This window comes from Myroides sp. LJL115 (assembly GCF_054871665.1).
This window is the reverse complement of record NZ_JBTXLS010000037.1, coordinates 1-24,310: the sequence shown is the minus strand read 5'-3', so window position 1 is coordinate 24,310 and position 24,310 is coordinate 1. Positions and strand designations below refer to the sequence as shown.

The following is a 24,310-nucleotide window of genomic DNA, read 5'->3' as shown; positions in this document are numbered from 1 at the left end:
CTAATTTTTACTTAAAATATGTAATAAGTTTTTAATTGCTTGTTTTGGTTTTATTTTATAGTTGTAAAATAGGTTATATGTATACTGTTTTTCTTGTTATTTAACTAAAAAACAGGTAAAATAAAATTGCAAAACAATTGAGTATTAGCTTTGTGGAGTGTTTGGTGAATAAAAATAATTATATTTGTAAGCATTAATATAAAAGCAGAATATTTTAAGCAATGAAAACAGTAGATAATTTTAATTTCAAAGATAAGAAGGTTCTTGTTCGTGTTGATTTCAACGTTCCTTTAGATGACAATGGTAATGTTACTGATACTAATAGAATTGAAGCTGCTAAAGCGACAATCGAGAAAATCACTAAAGACGGTGGAATAGCTATTTTAATGTCTCATTTAGGACGTCCTAAAGGAGAAGTTAATCCAAAGTATTCTTTAAAGCAAATTGTTTCTAAAACAGAAGAAATCTTAGGTAAACCAGTAACATTTGTAGAAGATTGTATTGGAGATAAGGCACAAGATGCAATTAAAAATGCTAAAGCAGGGGATATTATCTTATTAGAAAATCTACGCTTTTATGCAGAGGAAGAAAAAGGAGATACAGATTTTGCAAAGCAATTAGCAGATTTAGCAGATTTCTATGTAAATGATGCTTTTGGAACTGCACATAGAGCACATGCTTCAACAACTGTTGTAGCTCAGTTTTTTAATGATGCTAAATGCTATGGTTATTTATTGGCTAAAGAAATAGAGAGTTTAAATAAAGTTTTAAACAGTACTTCTAAGCCTGTTACTGCAGTTTTAGGAGGGTCTAAAGTATCTTCAAAAATCACTATTATCGAGAATATCCTTGATAAGATTGATCATATGATTATTGGTGGAGGAATGACTTTTACTTTTATCAAAGCCTTAGGTGGTAATATTGGTAATTCATTGGTAGAAGATGATAAATTAGAATTAGCGTTAGATATTCTGCAAAAAGCTAAGGAGAAAAATGTACAAGTACATTTACCAATTGATATTATTGCTGCGGATGCTTTTTCTGCGGATGCAAATATTAAAATAGTTGATGCTAACGATATTCCAAATGGATGGATGGGATTAGATGTTGGTCCTAAAACATTAGAAGCTTTAAAGACTGTTATCATGGATTCTAAAATTATTCTTTGGAACGGACCTTTAGGAGTTTTTGAGATGGAAAAATTTGCTAATGGTACTATTACATTAGGTGAATTTATTGCTGAATCTACTAAAAATGGGGCTTTCTCTTTAGTAGGAGGAGGGGATTCAGTTGCAGCAGTAAAACAGTTTGACTTAGCAAATAAAATGAGCTATGTATCAACTGGTGGTGGAGCTATGTTAGAGATGTTAGAAGGTAGAATTTTACCTGGAATAGCAGCAATCGAAAATTAATAATTACAATATAAAAGATGCTATAGTTTTATACTAGAGCATCTTTTTTTAATACATGCTAGTATGAACTACAAAGGACTCATTTTGTCGTTTATGAGCTTTTGCTCGGTACTTGTATCGGCACAAAGTAATGATCAACAAGGAGAAATTCAAAATAAAATAACAATGGATTCTGAAGTTTATTTAGATTCTATTAAACAAACTTTTGTGGAACACATTGCAGGAGCTGCTATTGAAAGAACTTGGCTAAATGAAATATTAAACCAAGATCTTTTTTTGGAAATGGAACAAGAACTTTCACAAGCTGATTTTGATCATTCCGATGTGGTATACGAAGAGTTAACTACAGAGGTTTTAAAGCAAAGGTTAGAGGCAATGAATCAGAAGACGCCTTTTACTATTGAATACAACCCTGTTTTAGAAAAAGTAATTAAATCTTTTCTAAAAAATAGAAAGCGTTCTTTTGAAAGATTATTAGGATTATCTGAGTATTATTTTCCTTTATTTGAGGAAAAATTAGCTCAATATAATGTTCCATTAGAAGTTAAATACTTAGCTATTGTAGAATCTGCTTTAAACCCAGAAGCAAGAAGTAGAGTAGGTGCCACAGGTCTTTGGCAGTTTATGTATGCCACAGGTAAACAATACAATTTAGAGGTTAATTCATTTGTTGATGAAAGAAGTGATCCTGTTAAATCCTCTATTGCTGCTGCGCAGTTCTTATCTGATTTACATAATATGTTTGGGGATTGGGACTTAGTACTTGCTTCTTATAATGCTGGGCCGGGAAATGTAGCAAAAGCTATTCGCCGCTCCCAAGGGCAAAAGAATTATTGGAATATACGACCTAATTTGCCTAGGGAAACTCAAAACTATTTACCAGCATTTTATGCAACAATGTATATTTTTGAGTATGCTAAAGAACATGGATTATCTGCTAGCAATTCAACTTTTTATTCATTAGTGCAAACCGATACGGTTTCTTTAAAGAAAGTAATTAATTTTGAACAGTTATCCTCTATTTTAGATATACCACAAAATGAAATTGAATTTTTAAACCCTACTTATAAGTTAAAAACTATACCATATATAGAAGGGCAAAAACACTTCATTCGTTTACCAATAGATAAAATAGGCATATTAACGAGTAATGAAGATAAAATATACGATTATTTAGCACTTGTAGAATCACAAAAAGAACAGCCAAATTATGAGATGGCTAGTAATATGGCTACAACTTCTAGTGTGAATTCTAAATACCATACGATTCGTAAGGGTGAAAGCGTTGGTGTAATTGCAAAAAAATATGGTATAAGTGTGGCACAGTTAAAGACCATGAATAATTTAAAAAGTAATCTTATTTATCCTGGTAAAAAGTTAGTGGTAGGAAAGTCTGTAATTGCCCAACCTACTGGTAATTCATTTTATACTGTAAAGAAGGGAGATTCCTTATATTCTATTAGTAAGAAATTTAGTGGAGTTACTATTGCAAAGCTAAGGTCATGGAATAATATGATGGATTCTGACGCTTTACAACCGGGAATGAAATTACGCATAAATGCTATATAAAAGTAAAAGGGTATATTGGAATAAAGTCCAGTATACCCTTTTAACATTTATAAATCTAGTTCTACTTAATCTTCTAAGTATTTTCTTTGTAATAAAGCTATATCCACATTTAGGATAGTATGCAGGTAGTTTTCTATACTAGTATAATGTTGGGTAATAGTATCAAAAGCACACTGAAGATAACCTTTCTTCACACTCATTAAATTAATAATAGTTTGAATTTGATCAGGCTGTTTTAAATTATGTTCTTCTATAATACTTTTTATAGTAGTCTGTACTCTTTTATTAGTTTGTAGATAATCATTATAGATTAACTCTCTATTGACATCCATAGCACTTAAAAACAAAGCAGCAGCAAACCCTGTCCTATCTTTTCCAGCTGTACAATTAAAAACCATAGGCATACTATGGTCATACTGTAAAAGCTCAAAAAAAGCTCTGTATTGAGCTTGATTATCTAAAACGAGTTGTTGGTTGATACTCATTAAAAATTGATCTGCGGCCTTTGCATTGCCTTGTGAGATGATCTGTTGAAGGTTATCAAAAGATAGGTTACCTGGATTGATGCATAATTCTACTACTTCAGTTATACTAATAGGCAGCTCATTCTTTTTATTTGCTATTTCTTGCTCACTTCTAAAATCTACATTCGTATGTAGATTTATGTCATTTAAGGTTTGAATATCTTTGGAGGTAAGATTGTCTAATTGACCAGAACGAAAGATAAGTCCCGTTTTTATTTTCTTGTTCTTTTGATTTACATACCCACCTAAATCCCTAAAATTTGGTTGGCTTTCTAATAGAAAATTAGTTGTTGTATCTTCTATTTGTAAAGTATCAGAAGCAAAATCTTGTTTTATCATAGTAACATCAAATTTTAGAAAAGAATAACCATGTTAAAATACGAATATTTTAGCTAAGATACGGGTGTTTTACTGATAAATTTTATTTATTAGTGTTGTTTTGCTTTATTTGAATAGCGAATTTTTCAAAAAGCTTTACCATTTTGTCATTGATTTGCTCAAAAGTCAATCTGTCTTTGGATTGATAAAAAAGCATCATTGCATAGGGTTGGTCCAAATCCTTAATAAGTAAATGTTTATTTAAGCGATATGCTTCGCGCAACAACCTTTTGAAGTAATTTCTGTCTACTGCCTTCTTGAAATAACGTTTAGAAACAGATACGCCAACCTTTAGAGGTAAATTCTCTTTGTTCTGTGCAGGTACATAAACGATCCTAAGTGGATACTTACTAACTGTTTTTCCATCTATAAATAAAGAGTCAATAACGTGGTGACTCTTAAGTTTTTCTTGCTTAGGGTAGTTAAAACTTGTGTTTTCCATAATAGATGCAAAGTTAGAAAAACAAAACAATAAATATTAAAAAAAGCCACGTACGTGGCTTTTTTTAATTTTGATAAATATTGTTTTCTTGATTTACATCGGCCATGAATTGGCTTGGATCAATCATAATAGATTTAATACTACTTTTCGGTTTATTAATTACAAACTTATATTGTGGTTGAGCCCATCCCCATGGTTCTAGAATTGTTCTTTCTAATTCTACATATTGGTTTGGCTTATTCCAAAACATTGAAGAGTAAGGTATATAGAAAGTTTCCATCGATCCATCCGTATAAGTAACTAATATATCTAAAGGCATTCCAGCTCTTCCAATTCTTTCTAGTGTTACCAAAGATTGACCTTTTTGCAACTCTTCTACAAATTGAATAGCATAATCAACCGTATTGTTAGTTAAAGTATAATCAATCATATACCAGTCTAAGTTGGCCCCAGAAACTTTTTCAGCAGTGCGCTTAAAGTCATTTGGAGTTGGGTGAGTAAATTTATAGTCTTTATAAAATTTTTGAAGTGTAGCCATCATATTGTCCCAACCTATGATATAAGAAAGTTGTGTCAAAAAGATAGATCCTCTACTGTATGCAGATGTAGAATAAGCACGATTTGTCAGGTAGTGATCTGAATGTGTCGATAAAGGCTCTTGCATACCTTTAGAAACTAAGTTGTAATAGCTTTTGTAAGTAGATCCAAATGGATTAGTATCTTCTTGCTGATCTTGCTGTAAGATTTCTACCATTGCTAAATCTGAAATAAAAGAAGTAAACCCTTCATCCATCCACTCATGTTTGGTTTCATTGGTAGCTAAAGCATGTTGGAACCAACTATGAGCAAGTTCGTGAGCAGTAACTCCAATTAAACTAGAAAGATTTCTTCCTCCTGTAATTAAAGTACACATAGAGTACTCCATTCCTCCATCTCCTCCTTGAATTACAGAATATTGAGGATAAGGATATAAACCTACATTGTTATTGAAAAAAGTCATTAAATCAGCTGTAATTGGCTGTAGTTTTTTCCAATTTTCAATAATGTCAGCTTCATTCTTATATAAGAAATGAAGCTTAACTCCATTAGGACCAGGATAAATATCATGAATGTAATTATTATCAGCAGCCCAAGTAAAATCCAAAACATTTTGAGCTTTAAAATGCCATGTTAAGTTTTTATCTTTTGTTGTAGGTACTGGTTCTGACGGGTTATCTTGGTATCCGTGGCCAATTTCATTATTGTTTACTAAAACTCCTGTTCCTCCTAATGTATAGTTCTTATCGATAGTGATTTTTACATCAAAATCTCCCCAAACACTATGGAATTCTCTTCCTAAATATTGTTCTACATGCCACCCCTCAAAGTCATATTCTGCCATTTTAGGGAACCATTGAGCCATAGATAAAGCTACTCCTTCTTTTGATTCTCTTCCAGATCTTCTAATCATTTTGGGTGCTTGACCTTCGAAGTCTAAAGTAAATTCTGTACTAGAATGTGGTAGTATTGGGTGTTGTAAGAATACTTCCAAAATAGTTCCAACTACTTTACTTTGTAGTGGTGTTCCATTTTGTTTTAGATTATTAATTTTTAAAAAACCAATTTCATCCGGTTTTAACTTAGTAATTCTACTCTCTTTAATTGTTCTTCCTCTTTGGGTTTTAGTATCTACCATTCTAGAGTCTGGATCAGCGATACTTGATAATAAAGCGTCCATGTCACTATTTGGTTGGAAAGCATTATAGTACAAATGGAAAAACACCTTGTTTAAAGTATCATTCGAGTTGTTGGTGTAAACTAACGTTTGATTTCCTGTGTAAGTAAATTTCTTAACATCTACTTTGACATCCATTTTATAATCTACATGTTGCTGCCAATATCCAGGATTAGGATTGTTTTGACCTTGAGCAACTACAAAACTTACAATAGATATACTTAAGGATAGTAATATTTTTTTCATAATAAATAGTTTATAAAACATAGCTAGTACAGCCATTTAAGGATATACTAGCTAATGTTTGTTTATTTAATTTTTAAATAAAACTTTATTTTCAGCTAATTTATCAGCTAACAATAGTGCATTGTATGCATTTACTATAGAACCAGAAGTAGAAATTGTTTTAAAGTTTCTCACCTCTTTTTTTCCTCCTACAATTACATCCATGTCTATTTTTACTCCAGAATCTTTTAAAATTTTCTTTACTTGAGATGCTGTAAATTCAGGGTAGTATGCGCGAATTAATGCAGCTACACCAGCTGTGTTAGGCGAAGCCATAGAAGTTCCTGAAAACTTATCATAGGTATTAAATGGAACAGTTGCATATATTTGAACACCAGGGGCAAATACATCCACATCATAATGTCCATAATTGGAAAAACTAGCTACCATCTTTTCTCCTAATTCAGGGCTTAAAGCACCAACTACTAGGAAGTTGTCTGCTACTTCAGGACCCATAGCAACATTGTCATTAGGGAATCGATCAACTCCTCCAGGTATGTTTAGATCTTTTCCATCATTTCCAGCAGCAACAACAATTAGAACATCTTTTTCTTGTGCATAAACAATTGCATCACGTACCCATTGGCTATTTTGCTCGTAGTATTTACCAAAACTACCATTGATTACTTTTGCTCCATTGTCTGCAGCATAACGAATTGCTAAAGCAATATCTTTATCATATTCGTCTCCATCTGGAACTGCTCTAATGGCCATTATTTCTGTAACATCAGAAGCAACACCATCTCCACCTAAGTCATTATGACGGCTTTGAGCAATGATTCCCGCAACGTGAGTTCCGTGCGCTGCCTCTGATCTCTCAGGACCGATAACATTATTATTACCATAGAATCTATCGTTTATATCAGCTGGATCATCTCCAATGATAGCGCGACCATCAAAATCTTTATTAAAATGGTGGTTTAATTTACCATCTACACTACTTTCGTAATTAGCAACCCATTTTAAAGATCTTCCATCTTTAAGCACTTTTTCAATTAACTCTTTCGCGTGAGTAATATCTTCTGAAACACTGGCAGGAATTGCTTCCACTTGTTCTAAAGTATAATCCGGATTGTCAAAGTATTTTGCAAGGCGTAAATTTGCACGTTGAAGCATTTGTGCTCTAACTTTTACTTCTAATGCCTTATTTCTTTCTGTATTATATTCTTCTAATGCCTTTTTGTATTGTTCAGATCCATCATCTCCTCGTTTAACTATACGAGTTAATTCAACATTTTCATGTACTGCATCTCCTAAGAAGTTCCATCCATGAATATCATCAACAAAACCATTATTATCGTCATCTTTATTATTAGAAGCGATCTCTTTTGTATTGATCCAAATTTGATCTTTTAAATCATCATGATCAATTTCAATTCCTGAATCAATTACAGCAACAACTATTTTGCTTGGTAGAGGTTTATTTTGTAACAGAAGATTATAGGCCTTATCCACTGACATTCCAGGAACAGAATCGGCTTGAATATCTAAATGACTCCAACGATTAAAGTCAGTTTCGCTTAACTTAGTGTTTCTCTTCGTTAAAGTTCCAAAATCTGCGATTGGGGATACAGAAGTTGCTTGTTTTGTGGTACCACAGCTAGCTAATGCTAGAGCAAGGGTAGCCGAAAGATAGATTGGTTTAATCAGTCTCATTATAGTTAGTTTTAATTTGTCTTGTAAAAGTGTTTTAAAAAATGGAAATACGGACTCCTTTTATAAAACTTAACATTATATTAGTATATCCGTGGCTTTATAAACGTCTTTTAGTCTTACTCCTTTCTCGGTGTCCTGTACTGTTATAATTTCATTATGGGCATCGTGTTCCAAAAATAAATACCAATTATTTTGTGCAGCTAATTGTAAGAACTTTTGTTTCTCTCCTAGGGTTAAAAGTGGTCTTGTATCATATCCCATAACATATGGAAGTGGAATATGGCCAGTTGTAGGAAGTAGATCTGCTGTATAAGCAATGGTTTTATCCTTGTACTTAATAATAGGAATCATTTGTTTTTCTGTATGTCCATCAGCAAAAAATATATCGAAGCCTAATTCTGAATTTTCAAGTAGTTCTAATTCTGGTCGCTCGATAAAGTGTAAAGCTCCACTTTCTTGGATAGGTAAAATGTTTTCAGATAAAAAAGAAGCTTTTTCTCTTGCATTTGGTTTTGTTGCCCAATCCCAATGGGATTTATTGGTCCAATATTTTGCATTCTTAAATGCATTTTCATAGCCTGTTCTACTAGCGTTGTGATTTACTGCGCCTCCAACATGATCAAAATGTAAGTGAGTTAAAAAAACATCTGTAATATCATCTGTACTAAAACCATGTGCTTTTAGTGATTTTTCCAAAGTATGATCTCCCCATAGACTGTAATAACCAAAGAATTTCTCTGACTGTTTGTTTCCCATTCCAGTATCGATTAGAGTAAGTTTATTTCCATCTTCGATCAATAATAAACGGGCTCCTAAATCAATTAAGTTATTGTTATCTGCAGGGTTTGTTTTGTTCCATATGCTTTTTGGGACAACGCCAAACATTGCTCCTCCGTCTAGTTTAAAATTTCCACTCTCAACGCTATATAGTTTCATAAATTGGTGTTTTATAGTTTTGTATCGCAAAATAAACAATTAATACAAGTAGTCCAATATAAATCAGGTAGTTCAAAAAAAAAAACTCAACAAGACCTTATTTTTTATCCATTAGACTAAATACATTGATTTATCTGTTTTTAGTAGCTAAATTATACACTAGTACAAAAGCAGTAATAAGTAGAAAAACACTAAAATTAACTTATTATTAGTTATATAAGTCACTAGAGAATAAATACTTAATCTAGTGTATTAAACAAAAATTATTGATTATTGCAAGCTTCTTACGATAGAAATTAATGATAATAGTATTAAAAGTTCCAATCGTTATAAATATGTTAGTTACTACCAGAAACCATTTTTTTATAATACCTTTGCATATAGATTTTTAGAATTAATCTAGATAAAACAACGTATGATAAAAGTTTCAGATTTAGCTAGAAAACGCGTAGCACTTCTTATGGAAGATGAAGGTTTTAATCCAACAGAAGATTATGTACGTGTCGGAGTAACCAGTGGTGGTTGTTCTGGACTTTCTTATCAATTAAAATTTGATAAAGAGACAAACGAAAACGACAAGGTTTTTGAAGACAACGGAGTTAAGATCGTTGTAGACAAGAAAAGCTTTTTATATTTAGTAGGTACAACTTTGGATTATTCTGGAGGACTAAATGGAAAAGGTTTTTACTTTGATAATCCCAACGCAAGTAGAACTTGTGGTTGTGGCGAAAGTTTTTCATTATAATAACAACAAGAAAAATGGAACAAACTCACACTCTTGTTCTATTACAAAGTAATTAAATAGTTTAACTAAGGGCACAATTACAAAAGATTGCTTTTAAGTATTAAAATATGAGCAAGTATACAGAAGAAGATTTAAAGAAAGAATTAGAAACTAAGGAATATGAGTATGGATTCTATACAGATATAGAGTCTGAGACATTTCCTGTAGGTTTGAATGAGGATATTATTAGAGCTATTTCTAAGAAGAAAGAGGAGCCAGAGTGGATGACGCAATGGCGCTTAGAGGCTTTTAAAGTTTGGCAAGGTATGACAGAGCCGGAATGGGCAAATGTGAACTACACTAAACCAGATTTTCAAGCTATTTCTTATTATTCAGCTCCAATGAAAAAGGATAAGTATAATAGTATTGATGAGGTTGATCCTGAATTAATCGATACTTTTAATAAATTGGGGATTTCTTTAGAAGAGCAAAAGAGATTAGCAGGAGTTGCAATGGATATTGTAATTGACTCGGTTTCTGTTGCTACAACTTTTAGAGATACTCTTGCTGAAAAAGGAATTATTTTCTGTTCTATTTCAGAAGCTATCCAGACTCATCCAGAATTAGTGAAAAAATATTTAGGTACAGTTGTTCCTCAAACAGATAACTTTTATGCTGCATTAAACTCTGCAGTATTCTCTGATGGATCATTCTGTTATATTCCAAAGGGAGTTAAATGTCCAATGGAATTATCTACTTATTTCCGTATTAACCAAGCAGGTACAGGTCAATTTGAGCGTACTTTAGTTATTGCAGATGAAGGTAGTTATGTTTCTTATTTAGAAGGATGTACTGCACCTTCTCGTGATGAAAACCAATTACACGCTGCAGTTGTTGAGTTAATTGCTTTGGATGATGCTGAGATTAAATATTCTACAGTACAAAACTGGTTCCCTGGTGATTCTAACGGTACTGGTGGAGTTTTCAACTTTGTTACTAAGAGAGGTATTTGTGAGAAAAATGCAAAAATTTCTTGGACACAAGTAGAAACAGGTTCTGCTGTAACATGGAAATATCCATCTTGTATTCTTAAGGGAGATAATTCAATTGGAGAGTTTTACTCTATTGCAGTTACAAATAATTTCCAGCAAGCAGATACAGGTACTAAAATGATTCACTTAGGTAAGAATACTAAAAGTACTATTATCTCTAAGGGGATTTCTGCAGGAAAGTCACAAAATAGTTATAGAGGACTTGTGTCTATTGGACCAAGAGCGGAGAATGCTAGAAACTTCTCTCAATGTGACTCTCTTTTAATGGGTAATGAATGTGGAGCGCATACATTCCCTTACATTGACTCAAAAAATGCAACAGGTCAAATTGAGCATGAGGCAACAACTAGCAAAATTGGTGAAGATCAAATTTTTTACTGTAATCAAAGAGGAATTTCTACAGAGAAAGCAATTGCTTTAATTGTAAATGGATTCTCTAAAGAAGTATTAAATAAATTACCAATGGAGTTTGCTGTTGAAGCACAAAAGTTATTAGAAATTTCTTTAGAAGGAAGTGTTGGATAAGCCAACTCATTTTAATTAATTTCAAACTACATTCTCACAAATAAAAATATAAAATCTTATGTTACAGATAAAAAATTTACACGCAAGTGTTGACGATAAAGAAATATTAAAAGGAATTAACTTAGAAGTTAAACCAGGTGAAGTTCACGCTATTATGGGACCTAACGGTGCTGGAAAGAGTACATTATCTGCTGTTATTGCGGGAAATGAGGCTTTTGAAGTTACTCAAGGAGAAATCATTTTAGATAACGAAGAGTTAGTAGAGTTAGATCCAGAGGAAAGAGCTCACAAAGGAATCTTCTTATCGTTCCAATACCCTGTGGAGATTCCAGGTGTTTCTGTTACTAACTTTATTAGAACAGCAATTAATGAAACAAGAAAAGCACAAGGATTAGAGGAAATGCCTGCTAATGAAATGCTTAAGAAAATTAAAGAAAAAGCAGAATTATTAGAAATCGATAGAAAATTTTTATCTCGTTCATTAAATGAGGGATTCTCAGGTGGTGAGAAAAAGAGAAACGAAATTTTCCAAATGGCTATGTTAGATCCAAAAATCGCTATTTTGGATGAAACAGATTCAGGATTAGATATTGATGCATTAAGAATTGTTGCAAACGGTGTAAATAAGCTAAAAAGCGAAGATAATGCTGTGATTTTAATTACGCACTACCAACGTCTATTAGACTATATTGTACCTGATTTTGTACACGTTTTATATGATGGAAAAATCGTTAAAACAGGTGGTAAAGAATTAGCGTTAGAATTAGAAGAAAAAGGATATGATTGGATTAAAGACTCTTTATAGTAGTTGAGATCTAAAATTTTTAATCATATTAATCTAATTGAAAAAACATGGAATTTAAAGATAAATTAATAACTTCTTTTGATGCTTTTGAAAAGTCATTAAGCGCTGAACATGCTGCTTTAAAAGATATTCGTTCTCAAGCATTAAAAACATTTAGTGATAAAGGCTTTCCAACAAAGAAAGTGGAAGCTTGGAAGTTTACTTCCTTAAACGCGACATTGAATAACGAATTTAACCTTTCTAAACAAGAAGTATCTATCGATTTGGAATTAGTTAAGCCATATGTATTACAAGATACAGATAGCCATAAGCTAGTTTTTATTAATGGTGTTTATTGTAAAGAATTATCTGAAGTTTCAGAGCAAGAAGGTGTAGAGATTTGTTTGATGTCTGAGGCTTTAAGTCAAGATAAGTTTAAGCAAGAAATTGAAACATACTATAACACAACTACAGATAAGCAAGATAGTTTAACTGCTTTAAATACTGCTTTTGCTAATGAAGGAGTATTTATTACTGTAGGTAAGAGCAAAGAAGTATCTAAGCCTATTCAAATCATTTATATTTCTACATCGGAAGATAGTGCTTTGTTTTTACAGCCTAGAAACTTAGTAATTGTAAAAGAAAATGCTTTCGTTCAAATCTATGAGCGTCATCAAAATATCGGTCAGTCTAACGTTGTAACTAACGCAGTAACTGAGATTTTTGCTGAAAAAAGAGCAAATGTAGATTACTATAAACTTCAAGATGATGCTTTAACAGGATCATTAATTGACAATACATTTATTGATCAAAAAGACGATACAAGAGTAAGTGTACATACATTTAGTTTTGGAGGTAAAGTAACTCGTAATAACTTAAACTATTACCAAAATGGAGAACATATTGATAGTACGTTAAAAGGAATTACTTTGATTGGAGGAAAACAACATGTTGACCATTATACTTTAGTTTCTCATAATCAACCAAATTGTGAGAGTCACCAAAATTATAAAGGGATATATGATGATAGCTCTGTTGGTGTTTTCAACGGTAAGATTTTTGTAGATAAGATTGCTCAGAAAACGGATGGTTTTCAGAAGAATAATAACATCTTACTTACAGATAAGGCTACTATTTACGCTAAACCACAGTTGGAGATTTTTGCAGATGATGTGAAATGTTCTCACGGTTGTACTATTGGACAATTAGATATGGATGCTTTATTCTATATGCGCCAACGTGGTATTGGTAAAAAAGAAGCTAAAGCTTTACTTATGTATGCATTTACAGAAGAGGTTTTAGAGTCTATTCGTATACCAGAACTTAAAACTAAAGTTTCTGCTATTATCGGAAAGAAATTAGGTGTTTCAATGGATTTAGATCTATAGGAAGCAAACCAATATATATAAAAAAAGGAACCATAATCATGGTTCCTTTTTTTATTCAATATATCTAGCTTTTAATGACTTTATTTTAATTCGCCATCCCTTTGGGGCTTGTTGTTTTAAACAAGGCTTAAAGCTTGCTTAAAAGGCTTTTAAAAGACAAAAGGTTATCTCTTTTAGAAATAACCTTTTGTCTTTTTTATTTTATGCTTCACAAGCTGAACAATTCACTAAGTTGGTAACCATTTCTTTAGAAACACTTTGACTACGTTGGTAGTATAGTGTTTTAACTCCAAGTTTCCATGCCTCGATCATTAACTTATTAACGTCTTTAATAGGTAAAGCCGATGGAATATTAAGGTTTAAACTTTGAGATTGATCAACGTATTTTTGTCGGATTGCAGCTTGTTGAATTAATTCCAACTGGCTGATTTCTTTAAATGTTTTGAAAACTGCTTTTTCTTCTTCCGTTAGTTCTGCTAATTGCTGAACACTTCCTCCAGATAACATAATGTTTCTCCATGTTTCCTCATTGTCAATACCTTTTTGCTCTAATAAAGCCGTTAGATATTTATTCTTTCTCATAAAGTTACCTTTAGCTAAACCAGCTTTGTAATAGTTACTACTGAAAGGCTCAATACCAGGGGAAGTTTGTCCTAAAATAGCGGAAGAGGATGTAGTAGGTGCAATAGCCATTGTAGTGGTATTTCTTCTACCATAACCTTTCAATAATTCAGGTTCTCCGTAAATTCTAGCTAAGTCTTGGGATGCTTTATCTGCTTTAGCGCTAATATCTGCAAAGATCTTATTTGTTAGCATTTTTGCTTCTAAACCTTCAAAAGGAATCATGTTCTTTTGTAAGTAAGAATGCCATCCTAACACACCTAATCCTAGTGCTCTATGCCTTTTAGCAAAGCGATTAGCTGAAGCTAAGTAGTAGTTACCTTCCGTTTTTTCAATAAATTCTTGTAAAACAGCATCTAAGAAATAAATAGCAAGTTTAACAGCTTCTGTATCTTTCCACTCATCATATAACTCAAGGTTCATAGAAGATAAACAACAAATGAAAGATTCATCTTCAGAGGATGGTAACATAATTTCAGAACATAAGTTACTAGCGTTCACACGCATGTTCAAGTCTTTATATACTTGAGGTTTATGTCCATTTACATTATCCGAGAAAAATAAATATGGCATTCCTTTTTGTTGTCTGCTTTCTAGAACTTTTGCCCATAAGCTTCTTTTTTCTTGGTCTCCATCTATCATTTCTTGCATCCAATAGTCAGGAATACAAACTCCATAGAACAAGTTTTGGATTGGATTACCAATATTTTTTATTTGTAAGAACTCCTCACAATCTGGATGATCAATATCTAAGTAAGCTGCAAAAGCTCCTCTTCTAACACCACCTTGTGAAATAGTATCCATTGCTGTATCAAATAACTTCATAAAGCTAACAGCTCCACTACTTTTTCCGTTATCTGTTACTGCACTACCTCTCTCTCTTAAATTACCAAAATAACCTGATGTACCACCACCAATTTTAGTTTGCATAATTACTTCACCCAATTTATGCGTAATTCCTTCAATACTATCTGGAATATGTACATTAAAGCATGAAATAGGTAAACCTCTTTCTGTACCCATATTTGCCCAGATTGGAGAACTTAAACTCATCCAACCACGTTCAATCATTTCTTGGAAAGATTCTTTTAATTCTGGCTTATATAGTCGCTTAGCAGCTGCAGTACAAATTCGATCAATTGCACCTTCTACCGTTTCTCCCTTTAATAAATAACCACGGTTTAGAATTTGCTCACTTTCGGAGTTTTTCCACCATAGTTTTTCAAATTGAGAATTAGTGTTTTCTTGATCTATAAGAGGTAAAGTATTCATATTAGTATCGTTCAAAAGGTTAAAGAATTGTGGATTAAAATAAATCGTCTGCAGAGATTGATTTATCGTGTTTTGTATAATCAACTGGCCTTTTTGCGAAGAAATCGTCTAAGCTATTAGCAAATACTTCTTCTTCAAACCATGCCATTGGTTTATATTGTTCTTGAGTGATATGAAAGACTTTATCTAAACCAATCTTTAGCATGCTTTCATCTACTCTAAACTTCATAAAGTTCAATAGATCTTTTTTATTAACCGTTTCAATTTCTCCAGTTTCAAAGATCCAATCTAAAATTTCACTTTCGATTTCAATAGATTTTTTGATTACATCATTTACATGATCGATAAGCTCTTGATCAAAGAAATCTGGGAACTCTTCACGTATAATATTAATGATGTATATACCTGCATTGGCATGTACTTGTTCATCTACAGAAGTCCAAGCAATAATATTGCTTACGTTTTTCATTAATCCTTTAAATCTAGTAAAAGAAAGAATGATAGCGAATTGACTAAATAAAGAAACGTTTTCAATTAATAAGGAAAACAGAATAAGAGAAACTACGAATTTCTTTTTATCTGTGTTATTTGAAGAATTTTCTAAAACACTCGATAAATAATCTACACGTTGTTTTATAACAGGTATTGTTAATAGTTCTTCAAACTCATCATTATAGCCTAAGACATCTAAAAGTCTTGAGTAAGCTTCTGAGTGTCTAAACTCACATTCAGCAAATGTACTTCCTAATCCATTGAATTCTGGCTTAGGAAAATGTAAATATAAGTTTCCCCAAAAAGTCTTTACCGCAACTTCAATTTGAGCGATTGCTAGTAAACTATGCTTTATTGCCTTTTGTTCTTGGGAAGTTAGATGGGAATGAAAATCTTGAGTGTCCGCTGTGAAATCTACTTCACTATGAACCCAAAAAGATTTGTTTATAGCCTCAGTGAATTGATAAACACCTGGATATTCAAACGGTTTATAGTTAACTCTCTTATCAAAAATAGACATAGCAATTATTATGTTTTAAATTCTGTTTTTTCTTTAAGCTTAAACTTGTTTAAGTAGGATGTTGACTCATGGTTTAACTATAAATACTTGATTAACATGTGTTTGATTTACACCAGTATCCTAAAGCTTATTTTAGCTAAGCTACAATTAGCTATTATCAATATCAAATTTTTTTTCAAATAAATCCGGATAGTTATCAAATAAATGTTAATAACTATTTTTGCTAATTCCAAAAATTCGCTTGCGCCAATGTGAATGGAGGTTATGGTTTTTTGAAAGGTATGTTTTTTACTAATTATATACTCTTGTAAGATAAAAATAAAAAAAGCGGGTATAACCCGCTTTTTTATTTTTATACTAGTGTATCAACGATATCTTTCCATTGTTCTAACTCTGGGATACCTGGCTTTCTTTGACCAAAGAATTGTACAATTATCTCTCCTTCTTTGTCAAATACTTCGATAGAAGTAACTATTCCATCTACAGTTGGTTTTCTTACTACCCATACTTGGTCGATTTTATCCATTGCAAGATGCATATTAAAATCTGGATCCATGATGTTAAACCATTGTTGGTGCCACATTGTTTTAAAAATTTGTCCAGTATGGATTTGGATGATTCCTTTATTACCAACAAAAACCATAATAGGTGTTTTTGTATCAACTGCTTTTTCAAGCATTGTAACTATAGAATCTTTGTTTATTTGCTTTGCATAGTAGCTATCAGGAGCTAAACGTAAAGCTTGAGTTCTTGTTACTTTAAACTTAGCAAGTAACATATAAAAGTCGTGTGTATCTTTTAAGTCTTTCCATGCTTGAGCAAAAGCTTCTTGATCGATTTGTGCATCTGGGAACTCTCCTCGAGGTGCAGCAGCAGCCGTAAGTGGGAATACTTGGTATTGCTCTTTTGCCTTAAAAGTATTAACTAAGCTATCAAACTCTTGTGAGTTACTTTGTTCTGTTAAGTATATTTTATGTAATGCTTGACCTTGTTTTCCGAAAAACTGTAATGATTTTCTTTGTTTATCTGCTTCTCCTTCGATTACAGCAAAGCCATAAGCCCATTGGCCAAGGAAAATTCTAAGATCTATATCTGGATTTACGAAAAGTCCTGCATGAGGGGAAGAGAAGTCAGGGTTTTCATAAATTCCTTTTCTCTCATGTACACAATCATCATTTCTGGTTAATGCCATTACTTTTCCAAGTTTTTGTACTTGGGATAAAATAGCTTGGAATTCAGGATTTAAAACAATTACGTTTTCTCCAACTTGTGTTGCAATTAAGTCTAATTCACTTACACCTAATTGTTGAGCTGCATTTCTAATACGTAGATGTGGATTTTCGGCTTTAAGAGCTTCCCAACGTTTCTTTAATTCTAGAGTTTCTGTGTTCATATGAAAATTTTATGCGCCAAATAATATTAGCGGGTTGTTATTAACTGGGTGTGAAATTACTTTACAAGGGAATTGGTATACTTTGGTTAGTAATTCCTCATTAAGTACCTTGTTTGGTTGATCGAAGCGAATTTTTTTTCCTTGATCTAAAAGTAATATTTTATCTGCAAATTGTCCAGCAATATTTAAATCATGGATAATAACAATTGCAGTGTTACCTAATGCGGTAAATTCTTTGATTAATTCTAAGATGCGATGTTGATGCAAAACATCTAAATTATTTAACGGTTCATCCAAGAACAGTAATTTATTATCAATGGAGTTATTTAGCTGAGCCAATACTCTTGCTAAATGAACTCGTTGTTTCTCGCCTCCTGAGAGGTGATTGTATTGTCTGTCCTTAAATTTACAAATATCCAGACATTCCATGGTTTGTTGTACTACATGTAGATCTTCCAGGGTTGGATTACTATCAAAATAAGGATACCTACCCATTAAAACTACTTGTTGCACACTTAAGGGAATATCCTGGGTAAAAGACTGAGAAAATTTGGTCTTATGCTTAGATAACTCCTCGCTACACCACTTCTTGTAAGGACAAGATTTGAAAAGGATTTTATTTCCTTGTTGTTCTATCTCATTAGACAGCAAATTCATAAAGGTGGATTTACCAGCTCCATTTGGGCCTATTACAGCAATAAATTCTCCTGGGGAACATTGAAAATCAATGTCCTTAATTAAAAAGGATTTCTTTGTTTTAAAGTTTATTTTATGTGCTTGAATCATACTTTATAGAGACTTTTTAAAACGAATTAGAATAGCAATAAAGACAGGAGCTCCAATCATTGAGGTTAATATACCAATTGGAATTTCAGATGGAGGTAATAAAGTACGACTTATCGTATCTGCAACAAGTACTAAAATTGCGCCACTAATCGCTGATAGTGGTAGTATAATATAATAGTTAGACGAAAATAATAAACGTAAAATATATGGAATGATAAGCCCCACAAAACCTATAGTCCCTGTAAAAGCGACACATGTTCCTACCATTAAGGCGCTAAGAATAATGATTTGTTTTTTTACTTTTTCTACTTTTATTCCTAGATGAATAGCATCTTTTTCTCCAAGCATCATAGCATTTAGGGCTTTTCCCTTAGTAATCAATATCCCAACGCATGGTACTATTACTATAGTTAACATAGTTACTTTAGACCAAGTAGCTCCTGCGAGACTTCCTAAGGTCCAAAAAGTTAGATTTCTTAGCTCTTCATCTGTGGAAATATAAGTAAGTAAACCAGTAATAGAACCACTAATTGCTCCGATAGCTACACCACTTAGTAGGAGTATGGAAATATTGGTTTTACCTTTATCAGTAGATATTTTATAGACAATACTCATAGTTATAATAGCACCAAGAAAGCTCATTATACTTAAGATTGAATAGCGTATTATTTCAGGTAGAAAGTCTTTAAAATAAGAACCTAACACAATTGTAACTGCTGCGAACAAGACTGCACCAGCCGTTACACCTATTAAATCTGGAGAGGCTAGAGGGTTTTTAAATAAACCTTGTAAACTTGTACCACATATAGATAATGCTGAACCAATTAAAAGAGCAGTAAGAACTCTTGGCAATCTAAGATCTACTAAAACATATTTGTCACTTACAGGTATATTTTGCTGATTTGAAACTATACTCCATATAGTATCCCAAATGCTATGTTCAAAATGATATACACCTAAAAACATACATAGTACGGTTAATACTAGTAAGGTAAGGGTTAAGATAATTATGTAATAAGGTAATTTAGTTTGCATGCTAGCTAATTTCTATTGTGCTAATTGTTGGTTTAATTCTAAAATAGCTTGACCTAATCTTGGTCCGAATCCACTTAAAAATTGACCATCCATTACAATTATTTTATTATTCTTTCCAGCATTAGTTTGTGAAATACCTTCTATTTGTAAAATACCTTGTTCACCTCCTATACTTTTTAAACCAGTAGAAAACATTAAAATGTAATCAGGATTTGCATTCAATAGGGATTCAGGAGTTAATGGTTTATAATTATCGAAACCTTGTACAGCGTTTTGACCACCTGCTAAAGTAATCATAGTATCTAAAGGAGTATTTTGTCCTGCAACCATTAGAGTACCAGCTCCACGAGCGTAAATAAAAAGTACTTTAGGCTGTGGTGATAGTGGAGTAATCCCTTTAGCTTGGGTGTCAATATTAGCTAAAATATCATTATAAGATGTATTGTTTAAAGATCTAGCTACATCTTGGATCATTTGTTTTGTACCATCTAAAGAGAAATTTTGCTCGACAATTTCAACATGAACCCCAGCATTAGATAATTGTTCAATGGCTTGTTGATTTAAATCTGCTTTGGTGGCATAAAGAGTAGTAGGTTGTAAAGCCAAAATACTCTCTACACTAATCTTTGTTGCATGGCCTAAATCCTGTGCTTTATCTTTTATTTTTTCTGGATAAGTACTTGTTACATCAACACCAACAATATTATCAGTTTGATCTAATTCTGCAAGGATTTCTGTTATAGCACCATTCAAAGAAACGATACGTTCTTGTGGTTGGTCTTGTGACATGTTTTTTTGTTCGCAACCTATAAATAATAGGGTACTAAAAAGAAGTAAACTAAGTTTTCTCATCGTTATTCTTATTTAATATAAATCTAAATTAATGCAAATGTAGAATCTTTTTGAAATCATGCAAAACATATTTAGATTAATTTTAAATTATAATTATGTAGTCTAAAGTTTACTTATCCTTATCTTTGCTATTAAATTTGTCTTTGTAATTATTTCCAGAGATGTTTTTCTAATTAAATGAAGAGTAATATGTTAGATATAGAAGCTATAAGAGAAGATTTTCCAATTCTAAAAGAAATGGTTAATGGAAAACCTTTAGTATATTTTGATAATGCAGCAACTTCTCAAAAGCCTTTAGTTGTTGAACAAGCAATTATAAATTACTATCAGACTATTAATGCAAATATTCATAGAGGAGTTCATACTTTAAGTCAACTTGCAACAGACGCCTATGAGCTTGCTAGAGAGAAGGTGAAAAATCATGTTAATGCAGAACATTTACATGAAGTTATTTTTACCTCTGGTACTACTTTTGGTATTAATTTAGTAGCAAATGGATTTGGTAGTATGCTAAAACCTGGCGATGAAATTTTGATTTCTTATTTAGAACACCATTCTAACATAGTTCCTTGGCAGTTTGCTGCTCAACGTTCTGGTGCTACTCTTAAAGTTATACCAATGAACCAAGAAGGAGAATTAGTATTAGATGATTTAGATACTTTAATAAACAGTAATACTAAGATTGTTGCTGTAACTCATATTTCCAATGCTTTAGGTACTGTTAACCCTATAAAACAAATCATTGAAAAAGCGCATTCACATGGTGCTGCTATTTTGATTGATGGTGCACAAGCAACACCACATTTAAAGCCAGATGTACAAGAATTAGATTGTGATTTTTATGTTTTCTCTGGCCATAAAGTATGTGGACCAACAGGAACAGGAGTCCTATATGGTAAAGAAAAATGGTTAAATTTGCTTCCGCCATACCAAGGGGGAGGGGAGATGATTAAAACGGTAACCTTTGAGCATACAACTTATGCTTGTTTGCCTCATAAATTTGAAGCTGGTACCCCTAATATTTGTGGAGGTATTGCTCTTGGATATGCTTTAGACTATATGAATGAAATAGGATTTGATAATATTCATGCTTATGAGCAGGAACTTCTGGATTATGGAACAGAAAAACTTTTAGAGATTCCAGGACTGAAAATTTATGGAACAGCAAAACAAAAAGCATCTGTGATTTCTTTTAACTTAGAGGGGATTCACCCTTATGATGTTGGGGTAATTGTAGATAAATTAGGTATAGCTGTACGTACAGGACATCATTGTACTCAGCCAATTATGGACTTTTTTAAAGTTCCTGGTACTATTAGGGCCTCTTTTAGTTTTTATAATACTAAACATGAAATAGATCTTTTAGTAGAGGCAGTTAAGAAAGCACAGATGATGTTATCTTAATCGAAATAAGAATTATATTAAATTAAAAATATTATGACAATCAAAGAAACACAAGAAGAGATTATTGATGAATTCTCTATGTTTGAGGATTGGATGCAACGCTATGAATACATTATAGACTTAGGTAAAAATTTGCCTTTGATTGATCCCCAATACCAAGTAGATGAGAACTTGATCAAGGGGTGTCAAAGTCAAGTATGGATGCATGCAGAGCAAAAAGATGGTAAAATATTTTTTACCGCAAATAGTGATGCAATTTTGACCAAAGGGATCATTGCAATTTTAATTCGTGTATTTTCAGGACAATCTTCCCAAGATATATTAGATGCGAATCTTGATTTTATTGATGAAATTGGATTAAAAGAACACTTATCACCAACGCGTGCGAATGGTTTAGTTTCAATGATTAAGCAAATAAGAATGTATGCTTTAGCTTATCAAGCAAAGCAGTAATAAATAAAGAGAAAAGTTATGCAAGAATTAGATGTTCAGCAATTAGGAGAGAATATAGTATCTGTATTAAAAACCATATTTGATCCAGAGATTCCTGTTGATATTTATGAATTAGGATTAATCTATGATGTTTTCGTAAATGAAAATTACGACGTTAAAATATTAATGACTTTAACTTCTCCAAACTGTCCTGTGGCAGAGTCATTACCTGTAGAGGTAGAGGAAAAAGTAAAATCAATTGATCAAGTAAAAGAAGTAGAAGTAGAGTTAACTTTCGAACCAGCTTGGACAAAAGATCTTATGAGTGAAGAAGCTAAGTTAGAATTAGGGATGTTATAATTATGGAAACAGAAATCGTAAATAAGGTTGCCAATAGTATTCTAAAAGTTTTTGATTTAGAGGATTACTATCCGAAGAATCAACGTTTAGATATTGACATTTCTCAGTGGCTTTATGAAGGTTTTGTTCTAAGAGAAAAAGAATTCAGAGCCGTTTTGAAAGAAATGGATTGGTCCGTTTATAAAGACGCATTTGTAGGCCTATATTGCTCTACAGATGCTATTTTACCACAATGGACCTATATGTTAATTACTAGCCATTTAGAAGAAGTAGCAGCTAAGGTGTTTTTAGGAACTAAAGATCAAATAGATGCTAAGGTGTATCAGGATATTATTGATGAATTAGATTTTAGTGTTTATCAAGATCTGCCTGTTATAATCAAAGGTTGTTCTAAATTGCCTATTCCAGAAGAGGCTTATGTTTTAGCCACAAATAAAATGTGTAAATATGCGCGCTCTGTTATGTTCGGAGAGGCCTGTTCTGCAGTTCCTATTTTTAAAAAAAAAGTTAATAAGTAATTCTTAATTTTTGATTTGAAGGGTTTAGTTGTTATTTTTGCTAAAAAAATTAACACTATGAGAAAAATTATTTTTGGATTATTTAGCTTTTTAGCCTTTACTACTGTACAAGCACAGGAAGAGGTTGAATCAGAAATTGCAAAGCCATGGAAAAGTTCAGGGCATATTGGACTTTTAATGAATCAATCTAGTTTCTCTAATTGGCAAGCAGGAGGAGATAACTCTGTATCAGGTAATATTAATGTAAATTATGACCTAAATTATGCAAAAGAGGATTGGACATGGGATAATAAGCTTTTTGTTAATTATGGATTAACAAAGCTTAAAGGAGAAGAGCATAAGAAAACAGATGATAGATTAGAAATCAACTCTCTTTTAGGCAAAGAGATGGAGGGAAATTGGTATTATTCTGCATTTGCGAATTTTAAGACGCAAATGGATTCTGGTTTTGATAAAGAAGGAGTTAAGAATTCTCACTTTTTCTCACCTGCTTATTTGCAAATTGGACCTGGTTTACTTTGGAAAAAGTCAGAAAATTTAAAAGTGAATATTGCACCAGCTACTTCAAGATTTATCTTTGTAGATAAGCATTTTACAGAACTTCATGAGTCTTTTGGAGTTAAGCAAGGTAAATCAATGGCTTATCAATTAGGACTGTCTATTGGAGGATATTATAAGTTAGACTTAATGGAAAATGTTTCTATGGAGAATATCTTGAATCTATACTCTAACTATTTAGACAAGCCACAGAATGTAGTAATGGATTATCAGTTAAATATTGTAATGACAATTAATAAGTACTTGTCTACTAATTTTACTTTTCAAACAATATATGATGACTTAGCATTTAGTGGATTTCAAGTTAGAGAAATGTTAGGAATTGGAGTGAATTACAAGTTCTAAGAAAAATATTTAATAAAAAAAGGGTTCTAATTTAGAGGGCACTGATAAAGTAGCCTCTTTTTAGGAAATAGCTTTTTTAAAGACAAAAAATAACGCTTATAAAGGACTTTTTAAAGTCTCTTTGTAAGCGTTATTTGTTTTCTAGCTGTAATATTGGGTGGCTTAAATAGCCTAAAAAAAGGCCTTATACTATCTTTTATGCAAAATAGCTCCATTCGCTACTCATTATCCACTATTTTGAGTATTCTTTTAATATTTACAGTAAAAATCGTGATAGCTCCTTGCATTTCCATACAAGAAAGTCCATAAGAATCCGCACGGTTATAACCATGT

Annotated in this window: 22 protein-coding genes; 11 read left to right on the top strand and 11 right to left on the bottom strand. The window is 32.2% G+C overall.

The genetic code is table 11. The features are described from left to right. Nucleotides 1-221 precede the first annotated feature (221 nt). Together ACYSNX_RS09705 and ACYSNX_RS09700 are read left to right on the top strand one after the other, a co-directional pair. Entirely contained in the window at nt 222-1,412 is a 1,191-nt protein-coding gene (locus ACYSNX_RS09705) for a phosphoglycerate kinase (protein WP_461754482.1), read from the top strand. A 63-nt stretch (nt 1,413-1,475) separates the two neighbouring features. Beyond that, entirely contained in the window at nt 1,476-2,981 is a 1,506-nt protein-coding gene (locus ACYSNX_RS09700; RefSeq protein ID WP_461754481.1) for a lytic transglycosylase domain-containing protein, read from the top strand. Nucleotides 2,982-3,046: 65 nt separating this feature from the next. On the opposite strand, the gene ACYSNX_RS09695 is transcribed toward ACYSNX_RS09700, so the two are convergent. From ACYSNX_RS09695 to ACYSNX_RS09675, 5 genes are all read right to left on the bottom strand, one after another. Beyond that, the gene (locus ACYSNX_RS09695; protein ID WP_461754480.1) at nt 3,047-3,844 is read right to left on the bottom strand and encodes a tyrosine-protein phosphatase; all 798 of its coding nucleotides are present in this window, start codon (nt 3,842-3,844) and stop codon (nt 3,047-3,049) included. A gap of 82 nt (nt 3,845-3,926) precedes the next feature. Beyond that, nucleotides 3,927-4,325 (bottom strand): ribonuclease P protein component, encoded by a 399-nt coding sequence (rnpA, locus tag ACYSNX_RS09690; protein ID WP_461754479.1) that lies wholly within the window; start codon nt 4,323-4,325, stop codon nt 3,927-3,929. Between the two features lie 64 nt (nt 4,326-4,389). Next, nucleotides 4,390-6,285, bottom strand: a complete 1,896-nt coding sequence (locus tag ACYSNX_RS09685) for a M1 family metallopeptidase (protein ID WP_461754478.1) — start codon at nt 6,283-6,285, stop codon at nt 4,390-4,392. A gap of 66 nt (nt 6,286-6,351) precedes the next feature. Beyond that, a complete protein-coding gene (locus ACYSNX_RS09680; protein ID WP_461754477.1) occupies nt 6,352-7,980 on the bottom strand; it encodes a S8 family peptidase in 1,629 nt (542 codons plus the stop codon). Nucleotides 7,981-8,055: 75 nt separating this feature from the next. Beyond that, nucleotides 8,056-8,916 carry an MBL fold metallo-hydrolase gene (locus ACYSNX_RS09675; RefSeq protein ID WP_461754476.1) on the bottom strand — a complete coding sequence of 287 codons (861 nt, stop codon included), beginning with the start codon at nt 8,914-8,916 and terminating at the stop codon, nt 8,056-8,058. A gap of 415 nt (nt 8,917-9,331) precedes the next feature. Between ACYSNX_RS09675 and ACYSNX_RS09670 the strand changes: the two genes are divergently transcribed. From ACYSNX_RS09670 to sufD, 4 genes are all read left to right on the top strand, one after another. Further along, nucleotides 9,332-9,661 carry a HesB/IscA family protein gene (locus ACYSNX_RS09670; RefSeq protein ID WP_461754475.1) on the top strand — a complete coding sequence of 110 codons (330 nt, stop codon included), beginning with the start codon at nt 9,332-9,334 and terminating at the stop codon, nt 9,659-9,661. A 107-nt stretch (nt 9,662-9,768) separates the two neighbouring features. After that, nucleotides 9,769-11,217: a Fe-S cluster assembly protein SufB gene (sufB, locus tag ACYSNX_RS09665; protein WP_461754474.1), complete on the top strand. Its 1,449-nt coding sequence runs from the start codon at nt 9,769-9,771 to the stop codon at nt 11,215-11,217. A gap of 58 nt (nt 11,218-11,275) precedes the next feature. Further along, the gene (gene sufC, locus ACYSNX_RS09660) at nt 11,276-12,022 is read left to right on the top strand and encodes a Fe-S cluster assembly ATPase SufC (protein WP_461754473.1); all 747 of its coding nucleotides are present in this window, start codon (nt 11,276-11,278) and stop codon (nt 12,020-12,022) included. Between the two features lie 47 nt (nt 12,023-12,069). Further along, the gene (gene sufD, locus ACYSNX_RS09655; protein WP_461754472.1) at nt 12,070-13,389 is read left to right on the top strand and encodes a Fe-S cluster assembly protein SufD; all 1,320 of its coding nucleotides are present in this window, start codon (nt 12,070-12,072) and stop codon (nt 13,387-13,389) included. A 201-nt stretch (nt 13,390-13,590) separates the two neighbouring features. On the opposite strand, the gene ACYSNX_RS09650 is transcribed toward sufD, so the two are convergent. From ACYSNX_RS09650 to ACYSNX_RS09625, 6 genes are all read right to left on the bottom strand, one after another. Then, nucleotides 13,591-15,282 (bottom strand): ribonucleoside-diphosphate reductase subunit alpha, encoded by a 1,692-nt coding sequence (locus ACYSNX_RS09650; RefSeq protein WP_461754471.1) that lies wholly within the window; start codon nt 15,280-15,282, stop codon nt 13,591-13,593. 34 nt (nt 15,283-15,316) lie between these two features. Beyond that, nucleotides 15,317-16,294: a ribonucleotide-diphosphate reductase subunit beta gene (locus ACYSNX_RS09645; protein ID WP_461754470.1), complete on the bottom strand. Its 978-nt coding sequence runs from the start codon at nt 16,292-16,294 to the stop codon at nt 15,317-15,319. A 352-nt stretch (nt 16,295-16,646) separates the two neighbouring features. Next, on the bottom strand, nt 16,647-17,687 hold the full coding sequence (locus ACYSNX_RS09640) for a hemin-degrading factor (protein ID WP_461754469.1): 1,041 nt from the start codon (nt 17,685-17,687) through the stop codon (nt 16,647-16,649). 9 nt (nt 17,688-17,696) lie between these two features. Next, nucleotides 17,697-18,473 carry a heme ABC transporter ATP-binding protein gene (locus ACYSNX_RS09635; protein ID WP_461754468.1) on the bottom strand — a complete coding sequence of 259 codons (777 nt, stop codon included), beginning with the start codon at nt 18,471-18,473 and terminating at the stop codon, nt 17,697-17,699. A 3-nt stretch (nt 18,474-18,476) separates the two neighbouring features. Next, nucleotides 18,477-19,508: a FecCD family ABC transporter permease gene (locus ACYSNX_RS09630; RefSeq protein WP_461754467.1), complete on the bottom strand. Its 1,032-nt coding sequence runs from the start codon at nt 19,506-19,508 to the stop codon at nt 18,477-18,479. 12 nt (nt 19,509-19,520) lie between these two features. Continuing rightward, nucleotides 19,521-20,297, bottom strand: coding sequence for a heme/hemin ABC transporter substrate-binding protein (locus ACYSNX_RS09625; RefSeq protein WP_461754466.1), 777 nt, complete (start codon nt 20,295-20,297; stop codon nt 19,521-19,523). 252 nt (nt 20,298-20,549) lie between these two features. Here ACYSNX_RS09625 and ACYSNX_RS09620 point away from each other — a divergent pair, with 252 nt between their 5' ends. The 5 genes from ACYSNX_RS09620 to ACYSNX_RS09600 are packed head-to-tail and all read left to right on the top strand — an operon-like array spanning nt 20,550 to nt 23,977. After that, nucleotides 20,550-21,764: an aminotransferase class V-fold PLP-dependent enzyme gene (locus tag ACYSNX_RS09620; protein ID WP_461754465.1), complete on the top strand. Its 1,215-nt coding sequence runs from the start codon at nt 20,550-20,552 to the stop codon at nt 21,762-21,764. 33 nt (nt 21,765-21,797) lie between these two features. Further along, nucleotides 21,798-22,217 carry a SufE family protein gene (locus ACYSNX_RS09615; protein ID WP_461754464.1) on the top strand — a complete coding sequence of 140 codons (420 nt, stop codon included), beginning with the start codon at nt 21,798-21,800 and terminating at the stop codon, nt 22,215-22,217. 18 nt (nt 22,218-22,235) lie between these two features. Beyond that, on the top strand, nt 22,236-22,556 hold the full coding sequence (locus ACYSNX_RS09610; RefSeq protein ID WP_461754463.1) for an iron-sulfur cluster assembly protein: 321 nt from the start codon (nt 22,236-22,238) through the stop codon (nt 22,554-22,556). 2 nt (nt 22,557-22,558) lie between these two features. Next, entirely contained in the window at nt 22,559-23,074 is a 516-nt protein-coding gene (locus ACYSNX_RS09605) for a DUF2480 family protein (RefSeq protein WP_461754462.1), read from the top strand. 57 nt (nt 23,075-23,131) lie between these two features. Beyond that, a complete protein-coding gene (locus ACYSNX_RS09600; protein ID WP_461754461.1) occupies nt 23,132-23,977 on the top strand; it encodes a DUF3078 domain-containing protein in 846 nt (281 codons plus the stop codon). Nucleotides 23,978-24,310 lie beyond the last annotated feature (333 nt).

Bases quoted from the DNA above. Each gene is read 5' to 3' on its own strand.
- ACYSNX_RS09705 (WP_461754482.1), top strand. From the start codon at position 222: ATGAAAACAGTAGATAATTTTAATTTCAAAGATAAGAAGGTTCTTGTT.
- ACYSNX_RS09700 (WP_461754481.1), top strand. From the start codon at position 1,476: ATGAACTACAAAGGACTCATTTTGTCGTTTATGAGCTTTTGCTCGGTA.
- ACYSNX_RS09695 (WP_461754480.1), bottom strand. From the start codon at position 3,844: ATGATAAAACAAGATTTTGCTTCTGATACTTTACAAATAGAAGATACA.
- rnpA (WP_461754479.1), bottom strand. From the start codon at position 4,325: ATGGAAAACACAAGTTTTAACTACCCTAAGCAAGAAAAACTTAAGAGT.
- ACYSNX_RS09685 (WP_461754478.1), bottom strand. From the start codon at position 6,285: ATGAAAAAAATATTACTATCCTTAAGTATATCTATTGTAAGTTTTGTA.
- ACYSNX_RS09680 (WP_461754477.1), bottom strand. From the start codon at position 7,980: ATGAGACTGATTAAACCAATCTATCTTTCGGCTACCCTTGCTCTAGCA.
- ACYSNX_RS09675 (WP_461754476.1), bottom strand. From the start codon at position 8,916: ATGAAACTATATAGCGTTGAGAGTGGAAATTTTAAACTAGACGGAGGA.
- ACYSNX_RS09670 (WP_461754475.1), top strand. From the start codon at position 9,332: ATGATAAAAGTTTCAGATTTAGCTAGAAAACGCGTAGCACTTCTTATG.
- sufB (WP_461754474.1), top strand. From the start codon at position 9,769: ATGAGCAAGTATACAGAAGAAGATTTAAAGAAAGAATTAGAAACTAAG.
- sufC (WP_461754473.1), top strand. From the start codon at position 11,276: ATGTTACAGATAAAAAATTTACACGCAAGTGTTGACGATAAAGAAATA.
- sufD (WP_461754472.1), top strand. From the start codon at position 12,070: ATGGAATTTAAAGATAAATTAATAACTTCTTTTGATGCTTTTGAAAAG.
- ACYSNX_RS09650 (WP_461754471.1), bottom strand. From the start codon at position 15,282: ATGAATACTTTACCTCTTATAGATCAAGAAAACACTAATTCTCAATTT.
- ACYSNX_RS09645 (WP_461754470.1), bottom strand. From the start codon at position 16,294: ATGTCTATTTTTGATAAGAGAGTTAACTATAAACCGTTTGAATATCCA.
- ACYSNX_RS09640 (WP_461754469.1), bottom strand. From the start codon at position 17,687: ATGAACACAGAAACTCTAGAATTAAAGAAACGTTGGGAAGCTCTTAAA.
- ACYSNX_RS09635 (WP_461754468.1), bottom strand. From the start codon at position 18,473: ATGATTCAAGCACATAAAATAAACTTTAAAACAAAGAAATCCTTTTTA.
- ACYSNX_RS09630 (WP_461754467.1), bottom strand. From the start codon at position 19,508: ATGCAAACTAAATTACCTTATTACATAATTATCTTAACCCTTACCTTA.
- ACYSNX_RS09625 (WP_461754466.1), bottom strand. From the start codon at position 20,297: ATGTCACAAGACCAACCACAAGAACGTATCGTTTCTTTGAATGGTGCT.
- ACYSNX_RS09620 (WP_461754465.1), top strand. From the start codon at position 20,550: ATGTTAGATATAGAAGCTATAAGAGAAGATTTTCCAATTCTAAAAGAA.
- ACYSNX_RS09615 (WP_461754464.1), top strand. From the start codon at position 21,798: ATGACAATCAAAGAAACACAAGAAGAGATTATTGATGAATTCTCTATG.
- ACYSNX_RS09610 (WP_461754463.1), top strand. From the start codon at position 22,236: ATGCAAGAATTAGATGTTCAGCAATTAGGAGAGAATATAGTATCTGTA.
- ACYSNX_RS09605 (WP_461754462.1), top strand. From the start codon at position 22,559: ATGGAAACAGAAATCGTAAATAAGGTTGCCAATAGTATTCTAAAAGTT.
- ACYSNX_RS09600 (WP_461754461.1), top strand. From the start codon at position 23,132: ATGAGAAAAATTATTTTTGGATTATTTAGCTTTTTAGCCTTTACTACT.